The sequence below is a fragment of the Nocardia abscessus genome (genome assembly GCF_015477775.1).
GTDB lineage: Bacteria > Actinomycetota > Actinomycetes > Mycobacteriales > Mycobacteriaceae > Nocardia > Nocardia abscessus_A.
Genome location: NZ_JADLQO010000007.1, coordinates 73,947 through 95,765, shown reverse-complemented (window position 1 = coordinate 95,765; position 21,819 = coordinate 73,947). Strand labels below are relative to the sequence as shown.

General features: G+C 66.6%; 22 protein-coding genes. 15 read left to right on the top strand and 7 right to left on the bottom strand.

All coding sequences use genetic code 11. The features are described 5' to 3' along the window. Positions 1–134: 134 nt before the first annotated feature. The 13 genes from IU450_RS19440 to IU450_RS19380 all read left to right on the top strand — a co-directional run bounded on the left by IU450_RS19440 (position 135) and on the right by IU450_RS19380 (position 13,558). Positions 135–944, top strand: coding sequence for an ABC transporter permease (locus IU450_RS19440; protein ID WP_324197746.1), 810 nt, complete (start codon positions 135–137; stop codon positions 942–944). 2 nt (positions 945–946) lie between these two features. Further along, positions 947–1,810 carry an ABC transporter permease gene (locus IU450_RS19435; RefSeq protein ID WP_195151177.1) on the top strand — a complete coding sequence of 288 codons (864 nt, stop codon included), beginning with the start codon at positions 947–949 and terminating at the stop codon, positions 1,808–1,810. Between the two features lie 7 nt (positions 1,811–1,817). Then, on the top strand, positions 1,818–3,272 hold the full coding sequence (locus IU450_RS19430) for an MlaD family protein (RefSeq protein ID WP_195151176.1): 1,455 nt from the start codon (positions 1,818–1,820) through the stop codon (positions 3,270–3,272). Further along, on the top strand, positions 3,269–4,291 hold the full coding sequence (locus IU450_RS19425; protein WP_195151175.1) for an MlaD family protein: 1,023 nt from the start codon (positions 3,269–3,271) through the stop codon (positions 4,289–4,291). The genes IU450_RS19430 and IU450_RS19425 overlap by 4 nt, the downstream gene beginning before the upstream one ends. Then, on the top strand, positions 4,288–5,301 hold the full coding sequence (locus IU450_RS19420; RefSeq protein WP_195151174.1) for an MlaD family protein: 1,014 nt from the start codon (positions 4,288–4,290) through the stop codon (positions 5,299–5,301). The genes IU450_RS19425 and IU450_RS19420 overlap by 4 nt, the downstream gene beginning before the upstream one ends. After that, complete coding sequence (locus IU450_RS19415) at positions 5,301–6,401, top strand: MCE family protein (RefSeq protein ID WP_195151173.1); 1,101 nt, start codon at positions 5,301–5,303, stop codon at positions 6,399–6,401. Before IU450_RS19420 ends, IU450_RS19415 begins: the two co-directional genes overlap by 1 nt. Then, positions 6,398–7,522, top strand: coding sequence for an MCE family protein (locus IU450_RS19410; RefSeq protein WP_195151172.1), 1,125 nt, complete (start codon positions 6,398–6,400; stop codon positions 7,520–7,522). The genes IU450_RS19415 and IU450_RS19410 overlap by 4 nt, the downstream gene beginning before the upstream one ends. Next, positions 7,519–8,697, top strand: coding sequence for an MCE family protein (locus tag IU450_RS19405; protein ID WP_195151171.1), 1,179 nt, complete (start codon positions 7,519–7,521; stop codon positions 8,695–8,697). Before IU450_RS19410 ends, IU450_RS19405 begins: the two co-directional genes overlap by 4 nt. 10 nt (positions 8,698–8,707) lie before the next feature. Continuing rightward, complete coding sequence (locus tag IU450_RS19400) at positions 8,708–9,418, top strand: hypothetical protein (RefSeq protein ID WP_195151170.1); 711 nt, start codon at positions 8,708–8,710, stop codon at positions 9,416–9,418. A gap of 2 nt (positions 9,419–9,420) precedes the next feature. Continuing rightward, a complete protein-coding gene (locus IU450_RS19395) occupies positions 9,421–10,689 on the top strand; it encodes a TetR/AcrR family transcriptional regulator (protein ID WP_324197733.1) in 1,269 nt (422 codons plus the stop codon). 305 nt (positions 10,690–10,994) lie between these two features. Further along, positions 10,995–11,903 carry an oxygenase MpaB family protein gene (locus IU450_RS19390; protein ID WP_195151169.1) on the top strand — a complete coding sequence of 303 codons (909 nt, stop codon included), beginning with the start codon at positions 10,995–10,997 and terminating at the stop codon, positions 11,901–11,903. A gap of 9 nt (positions 11,904–11,912) precedes the next feature. After that, positions 11,913–12,773 (top strand): oxygenase MpaB family protein, encoded by an 861-nt coding sequence (locus IU450_RS19385; RefSeq protein ID WP_195151168.1) that lies wholly within the window; start codon positions 11,913–11,915, stop codon positions 12,771–12,773. After that, positions 12,770–13,558, top strand: coding sequence for an oxygenase MpaB family protein (locus IU450_RS19380; protein ID WP_195151167.1), 789 nt, complete (start codon positions 12,770–12,772; stop codon positions 13,556–13,558). Before IU450_RS19385 ends, IU450_RS19380 begins: the two co-directional genes overlap by 4 nt. A 232-nt stretch (positions 13,559–13,790) precedes the next feature. On the opposite strand, the gene IU450_RS19375 is transcribed toward IU450_RS19380, so the two are convergent. Then, a complete protein-coding gene (locus IU450_RS19375) occupies positions 13,791–14,105 on the bottom strand; it encodes a hypothetical protein (RefSeq protein ID WP_195151166.1) in 315 nt (104 codons plus the stop codon). Between IU450_RS19375 and IU450_RS19370 the strand changes: the two genes are divergently transcribed. Both IU450_RS19370 and IU450_RS19365 read left to right on the top strand, forming a co-directional pair. Beyond that, positions 14,088–14,441 (top strand): FAD-dependent oxidoreductase, encoded by a 354-nt coding sequence (locus IU450_RS19370; RefSeq protein ID WP_195151165.1) that lies wholly within the window; start codon positions 14,088–14,090, stop codon positions 14,439–14,441. The genes IU450_RS19375 and IU450_RS19370 overlap by 18 nt on opposite strands. A gap of 82 nt (positions 14,442–14,523) precedes the next feature. After that, on the top strand, positions 14,524–15,192 hold the full coding sequence (locus tag IU450_RS19365) for an SLATT domain-containing protein (RefSeq protein WP_195151164.1): 669 nt from the start codon (positions 14,524–14,526) through the stop codon (positions 15,190–15,192). 103 nt (positions 15,193–15,295) lie between these two features. Here the strand turns inward: IU450_RS19365 and IU450_RS19360 are convergent, their stop codons facing one another. The 6 genes from IU450_RS19360 to IU450_RS19335 form a co-directional block, all read right to left on the bottom strand. After that, positions 15,296–16,216 carry a hypothetical protein gene (locus tag IU450_RS19360; protein ID WP_195151163.1) on the bottom strand — a complete coding sequence of 307 codons (921 nt, stop codon included), beginning with the start codon at positions 16,214–16,216 and terminating at the stop codon, positions 15,296–15,298. Between the two features lie 2 nt (positions 16,217–16,218). After that, complete coding sequence (locus IU450_RS19355; RefSeq protein WP_195151162.1) at positions 16,219–17,268, bottom strand: 3-oxoacyl-ACP synthase III family protein; 1,050 nt, start codon at positions 17,266–17,268, stop codon at positions 16,219–16,221. 84 nt (positions 17,269–17,352) lie between these two features. Beyond that, positions 17,353–18,189: an SDR family oxidoreductase gene (locus IU450_RS19350; protein ID WP_195151161.1), complete on the bottom strand. Its 837-nt coding sequence runs from the start codon at positions 18,187–18,189 to the stop codon at positions 17,353–17,355. Positions 18,190–18,295: 106 nt separating this feature from the next. After that, on the bottom strand, positions 18,296–19,474 hold the full coding sequence (locus tag IU450_RS19345; RefSeq protein ID WP_195151160.1) for a DUF3089 domain-containing protein: 1,179 nt from the start codon (positions 19,472–19,474) through the stop codon (positions 18,296–18,298). Positions 19,475–19,718: 244 nt separating this feature from the next. Next, positions 19,719–20,720 carry an alpha/beta hydrolase gene (locus IU450_RS19340; protein ID WP_267470576.1) on the bottom strand — a complete coding sequence of 334 codons (1,002 nt, stop codon included), beginning with the start codon at positions 20,718–20,720 and terminating at the stop codon, positions 19,719–19,721. Between the two features lie 390 nt (positions 20,721–21,110). Further along, positions 21,111–21,785, bottom strand: coding sequence for a class I SAM-dependent methyltransferase (locus tag IU450_RS19335; RefSeq protein WP_195151159.1), 675 nt, complete (start codon positions 21,783–21,785; stop codon positions 21,111–21,113). Positions 21,786–21,819 lie beyond the last annotated feature (34 nt).

The following is a 21,819-nucleotide window of genomic DNA, read 5'->3' as shown; positions in this document are numbered from 1 at the left end:
ACACGCTCCGCACCCCGAAGGGGGCGGCCGCCGGCGGCGGACGGGAAATCGGAAAGGAACGGCCACCGGTGACTGCCTCGCTGCGAACACCAGCCGACGAGCGACCGCCACGAGAACCGGGCGAACTCGAGAAGATCATCGCCAGCGCCTCGGGATTGTGGCGACGCCACCCCCAGCGCTCGCTGGAAACGCTGGGCCGGCAAGTCACATTGGGCCGCGAAGCGATCGTGCAACTGTTCGTCTCGCTGGCCCGGGGAAGGTTTCCCTACCAGGAGTTCATCAAGCAGTGCGCGTTCATGGCCAACGTATCGGCGGCGCCCACGGTGTTCGTAGCCATTCCGATCGCCGTCGTGGTCTCCATCCAGGTCGGCGCTCTGGTGAACCAAGTCGGCGCGACGACATTCATCGGCGCGGTCGCGGGATTGGGCATCATCCGGCAAGGCGCGCCGCTGGTGTCGGCGTTGATGGTCGCCGGTGCGGTCGGTTCGGCGATCTGTGCCGATCTGGGATCCCGAACCATCCGGGAAGAGATCGACGCGATGATGGTGATGGGAGTCGACCCGGTCCGTCGCCTGGTCGCGCCCCGTCTGGCGGCGGCGGTGCTGGTGAGCGTATTGCTCTGCGGATTCGTCGTTTTCGTCGGCTTCGCGACCGCGTACATGTTCAACGTCTACGCCCAGTCCGGGACACCCGGCTCGTTCATCAGCTCGTTCGCGTCCTTCGCGGTGGCCAACGATTTGATCATCGCCCTGGTCAAGGCCGCGATCTTCGGGGTGCTGACCGCGGTGATCGCCTGTGACATCGGCTTGCACGCGCACGGCGGCCCAGGTGGTGTCGCGAACGCGGTGAACTCGGCGGTGGTCAGCTCCGCGCTGATGTTGTTCGCCACCAACATCATCCTGACCCAGCTGTACAACACCCTGTTCCCCGCGAAAGTAGTGTGAGGATGGCGAGCAGTTACACGCCCCCGGCGCTGAAGCCGCTGCACGCCGCCGGGCAAGCCGCACTCGGGCCCGTTCGCGCCAATCAACGTGTGGGGCATCAAGCCATCACGTTCTTCCAGGCTCTGATCGCCATCCCGTTCGTCCTCAAGCACTATCGCCGTGAGGTGGCGCGGCTGACCGCCGACGTCGGCTGGGGCAACGGCTCACTCATCGTGGGTGGCGGCACGATCGGCGTCGTGGTCATCCTGTGCGCGTTCGGCGGCATCATCGTCGGGATGGAGTCGTTCACGGCTCTGAACCTGCTCACGATGTCCCCGCTCACCGGCGCGATCTCCGGTTTCGCGACCACCCGCGAACTCGCGCCGATTCTCGCGACCTTGGCTTTCGCGATCCAGGCGGGATGCAGGTTCACCGCCCAGCTGGGCTCGATGCGCATCTCCGAGGAGATCGATGCGCTGGAGTCCATCGCCATCCGCCCGCTGCCGTATCTGATCAGCACGCGCATGATCGCCTCGACGCTGACCATCATCCCGCTGTACAGCATCGGTCTCGCGACTGCCTACCTGACCACCAAGATCACGGTGCTTCTGCTGGGAGGAACCGCGGCCGGCACCTACGATCACTACTTCTTTCAATTCCTGATCGGCACGGACGTCTTCTTCTCGCTGCTCAAGGTAGTGGTGTTCGTGATGCTGTCGACGTTCATCCAGTGTTACTACGGCTACGTCGCCACAGGTGGCCCGGAAGGGGTCGGGGTCGCGGCCGGGCGCGCCATCAAGATGGTGATCGTCGTGATGGTGTTCGCGAATCTCTTTCTGACATTGACCATCTGGGGCATCGATCCCGGATTCCGGATTTCGGGGTGAGACGAGAATGATTCTGGACCCCAGCGGCCGCGGACCGACGGCCAGGCAGTTGACCCTCGCGGGACTGGCGGTGCTGACGACGGTCGCGGTCCTGCTGTACCTGCTGGCGCTGCGATACACCGGGTACTTCGAGGACAAGGTCCCCGTGACCATCGTGCTGACCAGCACCGGCGATGGCTTGCCCGGCCGGGCGGACGTCAAATTCCGCGGGATGGTCGTCGGCCGGGTGGCCGGGGTCGACGTGGTGGCCCGAGGAGCCGAGCAGCAGGCCCGCGTCGATCTGAAACCCGGTGTCGCGTCGACGATTCCGGTGAACGTGACCGCCAGGGTGATTCCGAACAATCTGTTCGGCGTCACCGCGATCGAACTCGTCGACAACGGCCCGGAAACGAGAACGCTGCGCGGGGGCGCGACCATCGCGGAGGACACCGGCAGCGAGACAGTTGCCCTGCAGACGACGTTGAATGTCCTGCGCAATGTGCTCCAGAACATCCAGCCCGAGAAATTGGGCCGGGTGCTGGCCACCCTCTCGGCGGCGCTGGACCCCGCGGCACGCGTGCCCGGCTCGACGGTGGAGCGCCTGGACAACTGGCTGACCGAGATCAGGGCGACGCCGGGCATCGACGCACTGCTCGGTGATCTCGGGCGAGCGTCGATCGCGCTGAGCCAGTCGGCTCCCGAACTGGTCGGGGTGCTGTCGGAATCGGTCACCACCGCACGAACACTGGCCGAGCGGCGCACGAAACTCATCGACCTGCTCGCCACCGGGAACGCGACAGTGGAGTCGGTCAACGCGCTCTTCGCTCGCAATCCCGACGCGGGCAAGTTCCTCGTCTCCGGGCTGGACGACCTGTTCGGCAGCTTGGCCAAGGACCCGGAAGCCATTCCCTACACGGCCGCCAACCTGAACGTGGCGCTGCAACGGCTGGCCACCACGTTCCATTTCGGGCCTGCCAAACAGATGGTGTGGAAGATGGACGTGTCGTTCACGCCCTTCCAGCAGTACACGGCGCAGGACTGCCCCCACTACGGCGACCAGTACGGCCCCCGTTGTGGCGGCGCCACAGTGCCCGAGGTGGCGCCCGAGCAGAACTACCCGCCACAGCTGATGCCGAAATGGCTCGACGCGGCAGGGCCCGCACCGGTACCGGCTGCGGCGGCGCCACTGGGTGCTCTGGGGCTGGTGCTTCCTGAGCTGCCCGCGATTCCCGGTCTTCCCTTCCTCCCGGGTCTGCCGTCCATACCCGGTCTTTCACCTGCGCCGAGTCCTGCCGTGCCGGTCGCACCCGACGCGCAGACCCCCGGTGCTCCGGTGCAGCCGATCGCGCTGCGCGGGTCCGACGCCGTGGCGGCGATCGTGGGAACGCGGCCGACCGTGGCGCAGTACTTGTTGCTGAGTCCGGTGCTGGCCGGTGGATCGGTCACCGTGACCGCCGCCGACAACAAGGGGGCGGGCCGATGAAATCAGCCAAGGCGCTGCTGGGCTTCAGCCTTTTCGCGGTGGTGGCCGTCGCGCTCACCTTCACCATCTGGTCCACCTTGCAGCGGTCGGTCGACGGCGACACCCATCGCTATTCGGCGGTCTTCTCCGATGTCCTGGGACTGCGCGTGGGAGACGACGTGCGCATGGCGGGTGTGCGGGTCGGGCGGGTGGACAAGATCGACTTCACCGACGGCTACCGCGCCAAGGTCGATTTCCGGATCGACGAACGCCAGCGGCTCACCACCACGACGAAGGCCCTGGTGCGCTACCAGAACCTGATCGGGCAGCGCTATATCGCCCTCGCGCCGGGCAAGGACGCGGGCACCGCCATCGCGGCGGGGGCACAGATTCCACTGGAGCGAACCGAGCCCTCGTTCGACGTGTCCGCGCTGCTGTCCGGGTTCGAGCCGTTGTTCAGCGTGCTGCAGCCCGATCAGGTCAATTCCCTGTCCGAAACGTTGATCCAGGCGCTTCAGGGCAATCAGGTGTCCCTCAGCAGCCTGATCACCCAAGCCGCCGAGTTGGCGGGCACCTTCGGGCAGCGCGACAAGATCCTGGGGGAGGTCCTGGGCAATCTCAGCTCGGTGATCAGCGGCCTGGCCAACCGCAGCGGCGAGCTGGAGACGCTGCTCACCCAGGCCAGGGCGCTCGTCGAGGCGCTCTACTCGCAAGGCGAGAGTCTCAAGCATTCGGTCGACCGGGTGGCCGCGACGACCGACTCGCTGACCCGCCTGATCATGCAGGTCAAGCCGGGATTGTCGAAGGCGCAGAACGACGCGACCACCGGCGTCGCGCTGCTGCTGCTCAACGGCGCCTCCCTGGACCGGGCCGCGGTGGAACTGCCCGCCGTTCTCAACGGCGTCGCACGCTTCACCAGCAACGGCGCCTACGGCAACGCGTATCTGTGCAGCCTCGACGTGTCCCTGTGGGGCGTGCTGTTGCCTCCGGGGCTGTTCTCCCAGGTGGGCGGCAACTCACACTCGGAGGTGTGCCGATGAGAAACGGCGTTCCCTTGCCGGGATTTCTGCGGAACAGATATCTGCGGCTCGGCCTGATCGCGGCGGCCACGGTGGCGGCTCTCCTGATCGGATCCAGTGTCCTGACCCAGGCTCGTCTGGGAGACAAGACGATTCACGCCGAGTTCGCTCAGGCCGCCGGTCTGCGGCCCGGCGCGACGGTGGACGTATCGGGGATCGAAGTGGGTGCGGTGCAGGCGGTTCGGCTCGACGGCACCAAGGTCGCGGTGGAGCTGAAGGTGCGTCGCGATCTTCGCCTCGGCCCGGACGCGCGTGCGGCCATCAAGATGTCGACGATCCTCGGCCGCCTGCACGTGGACCTGGTACCGGGTGACGGAAAGGGATTGCCGGGCAACCGCATCCGCATCGAGAACACCTCGGTGCCGTACAACCTGAGCAAAGTGATCCAGGACCCGAAGTACAAGAACTCCTTCGAACGCATCGAACGTCTCGATCCGCAGAAGCTCCGCCAGGCGCTGGACCTGGTCGACCAGCAGATGGGGGATTCTCCGCAGCTGGCGGTCCAGGCGCTGGACAGTATCGGTGCGCTCGCGAAGGTCGTCACCGATCGCCGCGACGAAGTGGACTCGCTGCTGAAGAGCATGGACCAGGTGTCCCAGCTCGTCTCGGACAACCAGAACAGCGTGCTGCTGCTGCTGACTCGCGGCGAAGCGATCGGCACCGCCGTGCAGAAGCGGCAGGACCTGTTGAAGCAGTTGCTCGACAACGTCGCTGCCCTGTCGAGATTGCTGCAGGAGATGGGTCTGGAGAACAACGGCCAGCTCGCGCCCCTGATCCACGATCTGAACACCATGTCGGAGGGGTTGGCGAAGAACCGCGACAACCTGGACCGACTCTACGAGAACATGCCCATCGCTCTGCGGCAGTTCAACAACGCCGTCGGGAACGGGCCCTACGGCGACGTGTGGGCGCCGTGGTTCTTCCCGGACAACTGGCTGTGCTTCGCTCGAGCCGTACAGGGGTGCAACTGATGAGAACACGACGACTCGCCCAACTCGGCGTGCTGATCGTGACCGCGCTGGTCACCGCGAGTTGCGGGCTCGTGCCCGACAGCCTGACCGCGTTGCCGAGGCAGTACCTCGGCGAACACGTACGCATCAGCGCCGACTTCGAGAACGTGGCGGGACTCTACGCGGGCAACGAGGTAGCGGTGCTCGGCGTTCCGGTCGGCCGCGTCGACACGGTGCAAGCCAAGGGCAGCTACGTGCAGGTCACCATGAGCTTGGACAAGGGAACCAAGATCCCGGCCGATGCCGTGGCCGCCCTGGTGTCGCCGCAGCTGATCACCAATCGCCATGTCGAACTCGCCCCCGCCTACAGCGGCGACGGGCCGGTCCTGACCGACGGAACGCACATCCCGCTGGCCAGGACGCGGACACCGGTCGAACTCGACCGCATCCTGCAGAACTTCGACCAGCTCGGCGCCGCGCTGAAAGGCGACGATCAGAACGGTCCGATGGCCAGCCGAGTCCTGTTCCCGCTGCTGGACGGCAACGGCGACAAACTGCGCGAAACACTGGATGCGTTGTCCTCGGCCTTCGAGGTGACCTTCGCCAACAAAGACCAGATCTCGAACACGATCATCAAGCTCAACGAGATCACCCAGATCATCGCCCAGAACGACCGGACGGTCCGCGACTTCAGCGGCCGCCTCACCGAATTGGTCCAACTGCTGGGCGACCAGGCACCCGGTCTGCAAGCGGTGCTGCAGCAATTGGACCAGTTCGTCACCAACACCTCCACGCTGGTCGGCGAGAACTCCGATCAGCTCGTCGGCGCGCTGGAGCGCTTCACGACCATCACCGAACAGATGCGCGCCAACGCCCGTGGCCTCACCGAGATCGTCGACGTCGGGCCGCTGCTGTTCGAGAATCTGTCCAACGCCGTCAGCCGGGAACACCAAGCGCTGCGCCTGCACGCCCTGACCGACAAGGTCCTGCTCGACAACGAGGTCCTGTCGCAGTTCTGCGAACGGATCCAGATGCGCCTCGACGGCTGCCGCACCGGAAAGATCCAGGACTTCGGGCCCGACTTCGGCCTCACCGCTGCGCTTCTGGGGATCTCGAAATGATCGGTACGAACGCGCTACGGCGCACCGCGGTGGCGTCCGTGCTGGTCGCGGCGCTGAGCACCGCGACAGGCTGCACCGTGACCGTGGCGAATCTGCCGATGCCCAAACCCGGCATCGGGGCGCCCGGCTATCCGATCCGCGCGGCTTTCCGCGACGCGCTCAATCTGCCCGATCACGCGCACGTGAAAATCGGTGGCACCGACATCGGTGTCGTCACCGCGATCAGCACGACCAACTTCATCGCCGAGGTGGAAATGCTGATCAGGCAAGACATCCAGCTGCCACGGGGCACCACCGCCGAATTGCGGCAGGCGACGCCACTGGGCGACATCTTCGTGGCGATGACACTGCCGAGGGCGACACCGAACGGCGAGAATCTGCGCGCCGGTGACGTCATCGGCACCGAGCACACCTCGGCTGCCGCGTCCGTGGAGCAGCTGATGATGTCGGTCTCGATGCTGATCAACGGCGGCGGCATCAACCAGGCCGCGAAGATCACCTCCGAGATCGATTCGATGTTCGCAGGCCGCGCGCCGCAACTCGCGCATCTGCTCAGCGAGTTGACCAGCGTCATCGCCGCGCTGAATCAGCGAACCGGCGACATCGACAACGTCCTGGCCGGCCTCGATGTGCTGACCGGGGAATTGGCCAGGCGGAAAGCGGAACTGGGCGACGCCGCCGATACCTTCCCCGGCCTGTTGGCGCTGCTCGCCGAGAACAATCAGTCCATCGTGGACCTGCTCGACAAGGTCTCGGTCACGATGACCGCGCTGGGTGACTTCACCGAGACCACCGGGCCGCAGGCGGTCGGCCTGTTCGACAGCATCCAGCGGTTGATGGCGGGCTTCACCCAGATGGGCGACGACCTGGGCGGAACGCTGGACGGTCTGCACACCCTGTACCCATCGCTGATGGCGAGTTTGGACGGCCCGGCTCTGGCCGTCGCGGCGACGGTTTCCTACCTCAGTGTCGGAGCCTTGACCGATCCCAGCGGAAGCAGGCTGCCCGAAGTCGGCGACGTGCCCGCGTTCATCGGCAGCTTGGCCCAGGTCATCGAGAAAGTGATCGGTCGAGTCACCAGTCCGCCACAGCAACCACAGCAGCAAGGAGGCGGCCGATGAATTCCCCCTTGTGGCAGTGGCTGGTGCGCCGCCGCGTCGCGGTGGCGAACTTCGGCTTGGTCGTGGTGCTCGTCCTCGGTGCGGCCTATCTCGGCGCCGAAGTCCTGCGGATCGATCCACTGTCCGACAAGTACTCGGTGACGGTGGAACTCCAGTCGTCGGGCGGCTTGTCGGCAGGCAACGACGTCACCTTCCGCGGTACCAGGGTCGGCAAGGTCCGTGAGGTGAAAGTCGCGGGCAGCGGTGTCGCGGCCGTGGCCGAGATCGACTCGGCGGCGAAGATCCCGGTGGGCGGCACGGTCGCCGTCGGCCGGCTGTCGGCGGCGGGCGAGCAGTACCTGGACTTCCGCCCCGACTCCGATACCGGTCCCTACCTCACCGATGGCGCGCTGGTGGAACGCTCCCGGACCGCCGTCCCGGTCAGCGTGCAGTCGGTGCTGACCAATCTCAGTGGCTTCATCGGCGGATTGAACCCGGACCGGCTCAATGTGATCATCGACGAGCTCGACAAGGCGCTGGCAGGCGGCCCGGACCAGCTGCGGAACATGGTGTCGGGCATCAGCCGCGCCATGGCCGGGTTGAGCGATCTGCTCCCGCAGACCCGGCAACTGATCGAGAACCTCGAAGTGATCGCGGAGACGACCTCACACGCGCAACCGGACCTCGCGACACTGACCCGCACGGGCGGCGTGCTGTTCGAGCAATTGACCGCAGCCGACCGAGAAGTCCGTCACTTCCTGGACGAAGGGCCCGCCCAGCTCAGCACCCTCGGCGGCTTCGTATCCCGCACGCAGGACCCCATCACGAACCTGGTGACGAACTTCGTCGCGATCACCAAGGCCGCCAAACTGCGCGCGCCGGCGATCGCGGCTCTGTTCCCGGCGTTGCGGGTCGGCTCGCAGGCGTTGGGAATTCCCGCGCACGACAACGCCTTCCATACGCTGGTCGACATCTGGCCGCGCCCCACGTGCGAGTACGAGACCATCCCCGTTGTCCCCACGGACAAGATGACCGACACCCGGATCCGGCTCTACAACTACTGCGTCACCAGCGATCCCGCCCTGCAGGTACGCGGTTCGGCGAATGCGCCACGTCCCGACGTGCCGGACAACGGAGCCACCCGGCCACCGGGCGTAGGTGGCGACGAACTGTCGCGCCCGGTCCCCGGCAACTAGGAGAGTGCACATGAACAGTGACGACGTCGATCCGAGCGCCGAAGCCGAGTCGCCCGCGCCACCCACGGACGAGCAGACCGCCGAGCCGGGGAAAGCCGGCTCCACTGCCGCGAAGCCGGTCGAGGTGAACCGCGGGGCGGACGCCACCGCGACCGCCGATTCCGGCGCCGCCGCGGCCCGCGCCTGGTGGCGCCGACTGCGCGGTCTGCCGATCGGACGTCCCGGCGCGGTCGCGGTGCGATCGGCCGCCGCGATACTGGTGGGCGTCTCGGTGGCCGCGGCAGGCTACTGGTACGTCCAGAGCGACAACAGCAAGGATCTGCTGGCAGCGCAGGAGGACGCGCGCGCCGCCGCCTGCCGCTACGCGCCCATCCTGGCGAACTACGACTCGAAGAACCTCGACGCCTATTTCGCCGCGGTCACCGACGGCGCCACCGGCGACTGGAAGAAACAGTTCGAGTCGACCAGTACCGAACTGCGTGAAGTGCTCGGCCAAGGCGAGGTCACCTCGGCCACGCGTGACGTGCAGTGCGCGATACGCGCCGGTGACGAACACTCCGCCGAAGCGATCGTGATCATCGGCCAGACCATCACCAGCCTCGGCACCAAGGGCAAGCCCGCGCCGGGGCAGCTGTCGATGGTGATGCGCCTGGAGAAAGTGGGGGACCGCTGGCTGGTGAACAAGGTCAATTCGCCGTTGACGACGCCGCAGCAACCCTGACGGTGGCTGTGCGCAGAGCGGTGCGGCAGAACAGCGCCGGGATCGAACCCGGCTCGCAGCGGGCGGTGCGGCGACGCCCGCGTGACAGGAAGGCGCAGATCGCGGCGACCTCCGCGGCCGCGTTCGGGGCCCTCGGCTATCACGGCGTGAGCATGGAGGAGATCGCGACCAAGGTCGGCATCAGCTCCGCGGCGCTGTATCGCCACTACCCCAGTAAGTACGCGCTGTTCCGCGAAGAACTGCTGCGCTTGGGGCAGATCACCGTCGAGGCAGCCACACTTCCGGCGCAGGCCGAAACCTGGAGCGCCGCCGCCCGATTGCGGCACGTCATCGAGGCGCTCGTCGCCCAGACCCTGGCCAACCGGCCGACCGTCACCTTGGCACGCTGGGAAGGTCGCTACCTCGACGAGGAAGACGGCAGGACGCTCACCGGCCAGTTCGCGGCCTCGCTCGCCTCGCTCGGGCAGCTGATCGGTGCCGTGTGTCCGCGGTGGAGCAGACAGGACAGATTCGTCCGGGCGGTGGCGGTACTCAGCGTCGTCAGCAGCATCGGTGACCACCATGCCGCGCTGCCGACGAAATCTCTTGCGGCGCTGCTTACTTCGGCATGCTGGACGGCGGTGCACGCGCAGCTGCCCGCCTTCGTCGAGCAGTCTCCCGCCGCGGGGCAGGCGATGGACCCGCCGACTCCTTTCAAGCATCAACTGTTGCTGACCAAAGCCGTGGAACTGTTCCACGAGCGGGGATATCCGAATGTCAGCGTCGAAGACATCGCGGCCGCGGCGGATCTGACCGCGGCGTCTGCGGTCTACCGCTACTACCGCAGCAAAAGCGATCTGTTGACCGCGGCATTCCGTCGTGCCGCCGACCGGGTCGCCGGTGCTATCGGTCCCGCCATCGCTTCGTCGGCCACCCCGGGCGAGGCGCTGACCGAATTGATCGCCCTCTACGTAGACGGATCCTTCGCCGAGCGGGAACTGACGTTCGTCTACTACACGGAGTTCTCCCACATCCCGCCGGAAGACCGGGTGGTACTGCGCAACATCCAGCGGCTCTCGGTGGCCGAGTGGGTGAAACTGCTCGTCGCCGTGCGATCCGATCTCTCCGAAGCGCAGGCGCGCATTCTCGTGCACGCCGCGTTCGGCTTGGTCGTCGACCTCGGCAGAGCGCTGGGGGACCGCAGGCGCGGCCTTCCGCGAGATGCCGTGATCCGCCTGATGGAGGTCACCTTGTTCGATACGGCCGCTCAGCCGCCCGTCGTGCCGAAGTGATCGATTCCAACCCCGCGTATTGGAAGAACAATCAACCACATATATCTGTAGTCGAACACAAAAGCACACTACAAAGTGCATCTTCTGTTCTCGAAAGCGCTTTGCGTGTCTGAGAATCTCCAGTAACATATTCTCGGGTGACCATCTCGGTCATCGAACGCAGGAGAGTCCGATGCCACGGCGGCTGGACGGGTGGGATGGAAGCGGGCTGTAGCCGGGCTGGTGTTCGGCGGCGTCCGGCCGGCGTCGACGCGACGGATTCGTCTGCTCGCGCGACGTGTGAACGCAGATGGAAGGAAACCCCGATGACCGCAGTCGCTCATCAATCCGATCGCGACCAGAATGTGCCGCTCACCAAGGACCGCACCCGGATCGGCATCAGTGTGACGCATCGGCCGTTCACCAAACGGCCCATCAAGCTCACCGACGCGTTGGACTTCTGGTCCTTCGCGGGGGCTGCCGCCAACGTCGTCATGCAGATGGCTCGGCCGGGTGTCGGCTACGGCGTGGCCGAAAGCAAGGTGGAGTCGGGATCGCTGATGAAGCACCCGTGGAAAAGGGCGCGGACCACGACGCAATATCTCGCGGTCGCCATTCTCGGCACCGACGAAGAGCGCGAGGCCTACCGGGAAGCGGTGAATGTGGCGCATCGGCAGGTGCATTCGGCGCCGGGAGCGCCGGTGAAGTACAACGCGTTCGACCGCAACCTCCAATTATGGGTCGCCGCTTGCCTGTACATCGGCTTCGAAGACACCTATCAGCTGTTGCACGGCAGGATGAACGACGAGCAGGCCGAAGCGTTCTACGTCTCGTCCTCCACTCTCGGCACCACCCTGCAGGTCACCGAGGAGATGTGGCCCGCGACCCGGGCGGCGTTCGACGAATACTGGAACGCCGCGTGCGAACAAGTCGTGCTCGACGACTACGTACGCGGCTACCTGGAAAGCCTGCTCGACCTGCGCATGATCCACTGGTATCTGCGGCTGCCCTTCCGGAACCTGCTCAGATTCCTCACCATCGGGTTCCTGGCCCCGATCTTCCGCGAACAACTCCGGGTCGAGTGGACTGCCGCCGACCAGCGGCGCTTCGAGAACCTGTTCGTGTTCGTCTCCTTCGTCAACCGCTTCATCCCCCGTTTCGTGCGCCATAGCGGATCGCACGGGCTGATGGTCGACCTGCGGCGGCGGATCCGCAAGCAGAAGAACCTGATCTGAGAGTCCGGTATGTCTCGTCCTGAACCGCCAGCGCGGCCGCTGGTCACTTCCGAGGTGGAGCACGACCGCCGACGCCGCTACATGGCGGGGCCCGCGGCGCTGCTGGGCGGCCCGGCCAATGTGATCATGCAGCTCAGCTTGCCTCCGGTCGGCCGCGGCGTTGTCGAGAGTACGGTCGACAGCGGTCGCTACACCCTGCATCCCCGTAAACGCGGCCGCACGACGCTGACCTATCTGGCAGTGGCGCTGCTGGGCACCGAGGAAGACCGAGCGGCCTATCGGGCGGCGGTCGACACGTCGCATCGTCATGTGCGATCCGGTCCCGACAGCCCGGTGAAGTACAACGCCTTCGATCCGGAACTGCAACTGTGGGTTGCCGCATGCCTCTACCGCGGCACTCTCGATTCGCTCACCTTCCTCTATGGCCGCGTGGACGACGATCTGGCCGACGAGTTGTACCGTGAGGCCAGCCGATTCGGAACGACATTGCAGATGCGGCCGGAGTTGTGGCCACGCGATCGTGCGGCATTCGCCGACTATTGGGACGCGAAGCTGTCCGATCTCGCGGTGGACGAGGAAGTTCGGGCGTATCTGCTCGATCAGGTTGTCGATCTCGGGCCCTATCGGCGAGTCGAGCGGGTGGTGTTTCGCCGAGCGAACCGATTCTTCACCACCGGCTTTCTCCCGCAACGCTTTCGTGAGGAGCTGGGGTTGGCGTGGAGCCCTCGTCGGCAGCGGGTGTTCGAGTTGACGATGCGTTCGATCGGGCTGCTGATGCGCGTGCTGCCGGAGCGTTGGCGCTTGTATCCGTTCGAGACCTATCTCCGTGACATGCGCAGGCGGCGCGAACTCGGGAAAACATTGGTGTGAAGACCGAACTCAGCGGTGCCGGAGCGCACGCCGAGCGTCGCGCGGGCGGCCCGGACGTACCAGGACCGTTGCTGCGCAAATACCTCGGTGACCGCCGCTTCGCGCTGGCGCTTCCCCGGGCGGTGGCGCTGCAGATCCTGCATCCGGCGATCGCGACGGCGCTCACCGAGCACGTGACCTATCGGCTGTGGCTGCACAAGCGGCGCACCGTCAACGCGATGGTCCAGATCGCGTACTCGGGCCGTGATCTGCGATCGCTGATCCATGCGGGGCACGCCCATGTGCACGGCGTCGACGATTCCGGCGCTCGCTATCACGCGCTTCGGCCGGACGTGTTCTTCTTCCAGCATGCGACGTATGTCGACACGTTGTTCTTCGCGATCAACACATTCATTCGCCCGCTGACGCCCGCGGAAAGCGCGCGCCTCTACGACGAAAGTCTCGACTGGTATGGCCGATACGGCATTTCCGCTCGGCATATGCCGCGCACGCTGCCGGAGTTCTACGACTATTTCGACGAGGCGTGCGGCACGGCACTGCGCGTGAGTCCAGCCGCGCTGCGACTGGCGCCGCAGGTGTTGCGCCCGGACGCATGGATACCACGGGCGCTGCCGAATCGCGTTGTGCGCGCGATCCAGCACCCGCGAGCCCGCGACCTGCTGGGCGTGCCGCAGCGACCGGCGGACCGGCACGCGTTGCGGCTCTACGCCGTGGCACTCCGAGCCGCGGCGGGTGTGGCGCCTCGTCGCGCGAAGTACCTCTACACCGCGCGCACCGCCGCTTAGTATGAGGCGATGACTGAAGAAATTTATCAGTCTCTCGACGGCGAGGCTTCGCGCAAGCGGCATGTCGCAGTCGTGGGAGCGGGTCTGACGGGTCTGGCCGCCGATTCCGTGGCGTGACCGCCCCGCGGCCGCGCGGACCTGGCTGAGAATCGGCGCCGCGGCCTGGAAGCCGTCGCCGAACCTGGACGCGAAGACCGTCGACCGCTGGTTCCGCGACATCGGCGTGCCCGAGTCACTTCGGAAACTGACACTCGACCGGCTCGTGATCGGCCTGCTGAACGAAAAGCCCGATCGGGTATCGGCTTTCATCTTCGCGCGGGCGCTGCACTTCATCGCTCGCCGCGCGCTGGCCGGAAATCACCGTGCGGGTAACGCGGTATGGCCGCGGGCTCTTCGATCCCGTGCGCAAAATCGAGCCCGCGCCGATCTCCAGCGTGTACGGTCTGGCTCGACCGCCCCGCTGCGAATGGTTCGCCTGGCCGAGAATCTCCGGGACACCACTGTCGAGTGGGTGTTCGACATTAGCGGCATGCACGACGGCGATCACCGGAACGGGTACTGCTACTCGCTCGCGGTGAGCGCGTCCTGGGACGTCGTCCATCTCCTCGGCAACGAGTTCATCGGCAGGGCAATGGAATCGCTCTACCAGCACTACCCGGAGGCCCGTGCCGCGCCGATCCTGCGGACCAAGGTGATCCATCAGCCGCAGGCCACGTTCTCCGCCCAGCCGGGATTCGAATCTTTGCGACTGAGCCGGACGACACCCATCCCCGGACTCTTCCTCGCCGGCGACTGGACCCGGACCGAACTGCCGTCCACCGCGGAGTCCGCGGCGGAGAGTGCCCGCCGTGCTGTCGATGCGGTCGGTGACTACCTTGGGTGAGCGATCCGTTCCCCCGCCACCACACCAACCGGTCCCGACCGAATGGTCGTGTTCGGTGATCGTGCGCCGAACCTGAAACCCGTTGCGGCAGCGCGTCGCACGTGCCGGGGTACCGATCGAGCGTGCGAGCCGTTCACGGTACCGGCTGCCGACCTGCGGAACAGCGGAAGATATGAACTTCGAGGGGGGTGAGCGCTACAGTACGGCCGTGACAGAGCACCGATCGCCCTTCGGCGGGGATCGCTCGCAGGACCTCGGAGTGCCGCCTTCGCTGGACCTCCGTTCCGCCGACTGGTCGAGTTCCGATGAGACCCTTGCCCGGCTGTTCCAACGCGTCGAGTCGTATGCCATAGAGGCACGCGATTGGTATGCGCGCGACAAACAAATGAAGCGGCGGGCCAGCCTAGCCCTCACCGCGGCGGTGATCGTTCTGGGCCTACTCGGAATCCTGGTGCCACTGTTGACCACCGCCGGAGTCGATGCCGTCAACCCGAGCTGGGGCTACGCGCTGCTCGCCTGCGCCGCTGCCTGCGCGGCATTCGATCGGTTCTTCGGCGTCTCGACGGCGTGGACGCGTGACCTCCGCAACGCGCAAGCGATCAACGCGATGCTGTGCGACTTCCAACTCGAATGGGCCTCTGTTTCGCGGGCACCCGCCAACTCCAACGGAGAGATCGACCGGCGCATGGGACTGCTCAGGGATTTCTCCCACCGAGTCAACGAGGTGATCGCGCGCGAGGCGGATTACTGAACGGCGTCCTCGGCACGGCCACCGGCCCTGCCGGTGTCAACGGCGGGCTACTCCACCGTCTGCGGCGGGGCCGGGTGGCTTCTTGTCGTGGCCGATACCGTTTCTACGCGTGCGTTTTCTGCCGCGCCGGTGACGTCAGCGGTGGGTGGTAGGCGAGGCAGGCGGCCGATGCGCCGTCCGCCGCCAGGAAGATCACCGTGCGAGCGGTGTCGATCGAACCCGTGTCCAGTGCGTTGAGGTAGGCATGGACGGGGCCCGCGGTGTAGGGGTCTCCGATCGAGGGGTCGAAACCGACGACCGCCGCCGACGGAATGGCGAGGGTATCGGCCAAACGGGTGCGGAATCCGAAATCCCGGACCGGAGCCAGCAGTACCGCGTTCCCCTCGGCGAAATCGACGCTGTCGAGTCCTTCCGCGTCCAAGCACGAACGCACTGCCGCGGTCGACAGAGCGACCGGGTCCTGCGCACCGGCGCGGACACACATGGCGCTGCGGCCGTCTGCGCCGGCATCCCCCAATGCCACCCAGGCAGTCGGGTCGACGACGCCGGTGATCTCGCGGAAGTGGAGCTGACCCAATCCGCCCGCGTCAGGGGAAGTCCCGAGCAAGAGCGCGGCGCCGCTCGGGCTGTACGGGAAGCCGGCGACGTGGCGCCGGGTCGAGGGGTGGCTGTCGCCCGCGACGAGCAATGCGTACCGCACGGCACCCGTTGCCAGGAACGATTCGGCGGCCACGAGGGCATGCAGCAGCCCGGTGGCGCCGTGCATCAGGTCGAAGGAGAAGGCCGGAGCACGCTCTGGCTGGTAATCCAGTCCCAGACCGATCCGCTTCTGGATGAGCGCCGACACCGCGGGCTCGGAGATGTTGCTGTCGCGGAAGACGCCCGCGTTGACCAGCATGCCGACTTCGTCGAGGCGGACGCCGGAGCGCTCCACGCAGGCGAGTGCCGCGCGCGCGGCCAGTTCGAAGTAGCTACCGGTGTCCGGGTCGGAGTTCGTCGCGGCCGAGATGATCGTCGTCGCCATGCTCATGCCTCCAGACGCGAGACGGTCGCGGCGAGGTAGCCGGAGACGATTCCCGACGCCGCCGGAATCATGAGAATTTTCGACCCTTTCGGGATTCTCGCTTGCGCGAGATGCTCGTGCAGAACCAGGAAGTGCGAGGTAGAGGCGGTATTGCCGTAGTCGTGCAACACGTTGAGAGCCTGCGGCATCGGCGTGCCGAAGTGACGTTCGGTCAGATCCGAGATGTACTCGATGGCCGGGGCACTGAACTGGTGATGAATCCAGTAGTCGTACTTCTCGCTCTCCCACCTGCGCCCGGTCTCGGCGAAGAAGTCCGACATCCGGTTGATGGCCTGCTGGTAGCGGGCCTCGTTCTGCATGGCGCGGTTGTCGGTGTACATCGCGATACCGCCGGTACGGTCACTGGGCATTCCGATGCAGTGCTCGGCCCCGTCGGCCGCGGTCATGATTTCGACGTAGTGGATCTCGTCGTCGTCGTCACCACGGCCGTCGAGCACGACCGCGGCTGCCGCATCCCCGACGGTCAACGCGGCGAACTGCGGGTCGTAGGGCTCGCTGATCTCGCGGACAGCTGTCTCGGCGATCGGCGTGATCTGCTCTCCGCTGACCACCAGGCCATTGCGCACGACACCGGCCTTGATCATGCGGTCGAGCACCATCACACCGGTGATCATCCCGGCGCAGGCGTTCGAAACGTCGAAGTGCCGCGCCGCCTTCGCACCGATCGCTCTGCCCAGCATCAGCGCGAAAGACGGTGCGTAGCAGAAGATCCCCGCGCCTCGCGTGCGCGTGATGGAAGCCGAGATCACGATGTCCAGCTCGTCGGCCCGGTAATCGGAGTGCCGCAGACAGTCCTCGATCGCGTGCAGCGCCAGCTCGAAGGACGATTCGTACCGGTCCGGATCCGAGTCGTAGACACGCCGATTCCTGATTCCGGTGATTCGCTCCAGATCCAGTGACCTCGGCACGGCCAAGTCGGCGATCAGGTCCTCGGTGGAGCGGACGGTGGTGGGTGTGTACGAGCCGATCGACTCGAAACGCGTACGAAGCATGGTCCCCTGCTTTCTGCTCCAGTCGGCGACGAAGGTCGTGTTGTGCTCGGCGACAACGCGGTTGCGGTCGCGGGTCCGCCGCGGCTACTCGGTCAGCCCGGCCAAAGTCGCGCTGACCTCGCAGAGCTGCTGTCCCACCGCGTCGTCCTGCGCCGCACGCGACGGAGTCTTGACGCGGTTGTTCTGGAAGTAGCAGCCACTGACCGTGGCGACCGCGGGATCGGTGGCCAAGTACGTGAGTGCCCGGCCGCCCTCCGCTGCGGAGATCATGAACACACGTTTGGCGAGCGCCGCGAAGGGTCGCCCGAACCACGGCATCGAATCCCAGATTCCGGTCGCTACCGCGCCGGGGTGGAAGGCATTGACCGTCACTCCGGTGCCCTCGAGGCGACGCGCCAGCGCCCGGGCGTAGAGGACATTCGCCAACTTGGAGCGGCTGTAGGCCTTCTCTCCCGAATATCCGTGCCGGAAGCCGAGATCCGCGAAATCCATGGTGGCGCCGAACTGCATGACCGACGAGGTGAACACGATGCGGGACGGGGCGCTGTGCACCATCAGATCAACGAGCAGTTCGGTGAGCAGGAAACCGCCCAGATGGTTCACCGCGAACGTCGACTCGATGCCGTCCTCGGTTTCGATCCGGGTCCGGTGATAGCCACCGGCGTTGTTGGCCAGCACATCCAAGTGGTCATACGTGGCCAGCACCTCCTTCGCCAGCTGCCGGACAGACGACTGCGAGGCGAAATCGCACTCCAGCGTGTCGACGCTCGCCGCCCCTGCCGAGCCGACCAGCTGCGCCGCGCCGGAAAGCTTCTGCGGATTACGTCCGACCAGGACGAGCCGATGTCCCTGCGCCGCCAGCTGCTGAGCCGATTCGAGACCGATACCCGATGTCGCCCCCGTGATCAGGATTGTCTGCACAGCCGACCACCCTGCCACAGAAGTTTCCTCGCGAATTGCTGACACGGCCACCGGTGCGAGATTTTCGCCGCCCGGGTACGAGCGAGTCCCGGCGGCGCCGATGGTTTCAGCGGTGTGCCGCGCGGTGGGCGTTGCTCTGGGACGTCACGATGCGAACCAGATCGCCGAGGGCGATCTCCACGTCGGTGAGGTGCAGACCCCACGTCGCGTCGGGGGCGGGGTACAGCTCGGGGCTGCCCCGTTCCGGAGTCGCCAGCAGTGCCGTGGCATCGCCGCCGCGCACGCACTCCAGCCGGTATTTTTCGGCGGGGACCAGCCACGGGGTCGGTGCGACGACAGCGGATGGTCCGCGGCGAAGCGCCACTTCCACGCCGAGCGGGCTGGGTACCGGGTTCGTGCGGAGCACGGTTGCCGCGGTGCGCGGTTCGTTCTCGGACAGCGAGGTCGGGTTGGTGCAGGCGATCTCGTAGTCGGGGCCGTACGGCCGAGGCAGCGGCTCCGGGGTCATCGGGTTGCGGCCGAATCGGCTGTCCGGCGGCGGGGTTGCGCCGAAGGTTTGCCAGGCGAGCACGCATCGCGTCTGCCGCTCACTGCGGCACAGCGGCAGATAGCGGAAGTCGCCGCCGACGTCACTGTGCTTCGGCACCACCACATTCCCGCCGAGCAGGATCGCCGACAGGATACGGTCGCGCACCGCCTGCCGCGGTTCGATCTCCTCTCGGATCAGTTGGCGCAGCATGCGCGCACCCTGCGAATGCCCGATCAGCACGACCGGCCTCCCGCTCTCGCGCTCCGCGACGAACTGCCGCCACGCCCGCAGGACGTCCTCGTATGCGATCCGCGCCATCTCGGCGCGTTGCGCGGGGGAGTAGGCCCGCTCCGCCGCCAGCGCGGTAACGGTCCGCTGCCGGTACACCGGCGCGAACACCTGACAGACCTGGGAGAATCGGGCCGCCTGCTGTTCGGCGACCGCCCGTACCTCCGGCGTCACCGCGGTGTCGGAATTGGGCGTCGGCTGCACCGACACCGTGGGATAGACGTAGAAGCAGTCCACCCCGGAATCGTCGGCGGGAGCGGGTTCCTCGCGCACATCGGGTTGCCCCGCCTGCCGCACCGTCGTCGCGGAGCTGCCTCGGCAGGGATCATCCGCCTGATCCGGCCTGCACAACCACACGACGTCGGCGTCCCCGACCGGATCGGCCACCGCGCTCACCGACGACCCCGCACATAGGCCGACTCCGCATACGACGGTCGCCACCGCCCGCCGCCACCGACTGTCCCGCATCGCGCACACCTCACTGGTTCCACACCGGCCATCGGTGCTGACCTCGTCGCACCCCGAACGGTCGTCCGGGCGCCTTCGACGGCGTCAGCCTAGCGACGATCGCCCATGGCGGGACACCGATCTGCCGCCCCGGTGACGGTCGATGCGATTCGGTGGCTGCTCGGCTTCGGTATGCCCCGTCAGTTGCCGGTCGGCAGCTGTGCGTGCCTCGGCGGGAAGACGAAACTCCGTCGGTGGCAGCGGATCAGTGCGCGCCGAGCGTATCGAGGATCATCGGACGCGCAGTCGCGAGCGCTTGCTGCCAGTAGGGCCAGGTGTGCGTGCCGTCGATGACGTCGACGCGGGCGGTGATCCCCAGCGCCGCGATTCGATCACGGAACATCTGGGCGGCAGCGGTCGTCATCGACTCCAGGCCCATCGCGTTGACCGTGTTCCCGACTCCGTACGGCAGGTCGAGCGGACCGGGCAGGCCGTTGCCGGTCGATACGTAGATCGGCAGTCCACGCAGCAATTCCGCCTGCACGATGGCGTCGTTGCGGCTCCAGGCCGGGTCGCCGACCGGACCCCACATGTCGTCCACATTGAAGTTGCCCTCGTCCCACATGGCGGCACGCATCGCCTCGTTCCAGAGCGGAAACGTCGGGTGCAGGAATCCGGAGAAGGATCCGGCGAACTTGAACTGGTTGCGATGGTGGGCGGCCAGCGTCAGGGCGGCGTTACCCCCCATGGAGGCTCCGACGATGGCGTTGTTGGTCCGCGACACTCCGTACCGCTGCAGGTAGGCAGGCAGTTCACGGGTAAGGAAGGTTTCCCACTTGTACGTGGTCTTCTGACCGTTGGTGCTACTCGGCCGGTACCAGTCGGTGTAGAAGCTCGAGTGTCCGCCGACCGGGAACACCAAGGTGACGTTGTCTCCGGCGAACTGGCGCAGCGCGTCGGTATCGCTCGTCCACTGATTGTGATCAGCCGGCGCACGCAGACCGTCGAGCACATAGAGGGCCGCGCTCCCGCCGCGGGCGGCCCACTGGACCTGGACCTTGATCGGCCCCATGCTGGACGGCACGGAAAGCTCTGTGTGACCGCCTGCCGGTGCGCGCAATATCGGTGCGTGGCTCGGCGCGGCGATAGCCGCGGCCCCGCCGAGCGACGACATGAGCACAGCCGTCACCACGGCAGCGCCGGTCTTCCTCAGCCGACCACGAACAACCCGTTGCTTTCCAGATCGCGCTGCCACGCCCACCCGCATACCTCCTGGCCTCTTCCTGTTCATCGACCGATCAGATCCGAATCAGATTGTCGCTGAGGGCAACTCGCTTCCTCCGCGCTTGCGGCCCGCCGCGCCCGGGATCGGAAGACCATCCTAGGCCGCGCCGCGGCGGCCCCGGAGCGCCGTCATAGTCAGACATGGGAACCCCTGACCGGACCCGTCGCACAAAGTGCGGGCAACTCACCGGCGCCGGGCGCGCTTACCGTTGCCGACCGCGCGAGGCGGTGCGGATCACCGGCTGAAAACCTCTGGTGAGCGACCTCGTCCGATGGTAGCCCGAACAGCGGCGTCGCAGCGGCGCTCCGTCAGTGCTAGGGGGTCGGGCGTGTCGCCGTGGAGGGCGCGTCTCGAACGGCGCGAGTCCAGCGCTCATTCCTGGTTTGCCGAATCGGTGGCACGGTCGGAGGGCGCGTCGTAGACCAGGGTGTATCGCCAGAACAGGCGACGCCGGATCCGGGATCCCGGCAGTTCCAGCGCGGCAGCGGCCCGGATCTCCGCGAGGGTTTCCTTCGGATCGGCCGTCGGTGCGGTCATGTGCGGGGGCGGCGCGTCGGCGCGGGACGGGTGCTCGATCAGTCCCATCACCGGGTTGGCGACCATGGCGGGCAGGTCGGCGAGCAGGTCGATGGGCCCGGCCCGGCGGTAACAGCCGACGATCACGAGCCGCCCGCCCGGTGCCAGGCAGTCGCGCAACCCGCGCAAAGTCGCCACCAGGGGCAGATGGTGCAGGACGGCGACGAGGGTGATCGCGTCCCAGCGCCGCTGTGGGTCCCGCCCGGCGAAATCGGCGTGCACGATGGTCACCGCGGGATCGCCGGCGAAGCGCTGCGCTGCCAGCCGGACAGTCGCGGGGTCCGGTTCGAGCGCCGTCACGGTGGTGACGCGGTGACGCAGCCGGGCGACGAGGTTGCCTGTGCCGCAACCGACATCGAGGACGTGACGAGCTCCGGACGACGCCACCCGACCGACGACCCAGCGGCCGTAATGATCGTTGTGGCTCCACGGATGTCGCTGGTTGAACTGTTCGAGTCGAGACAGCAGCATCGCTCCATTCTCACGGCACGGTCAACGGGCGCGG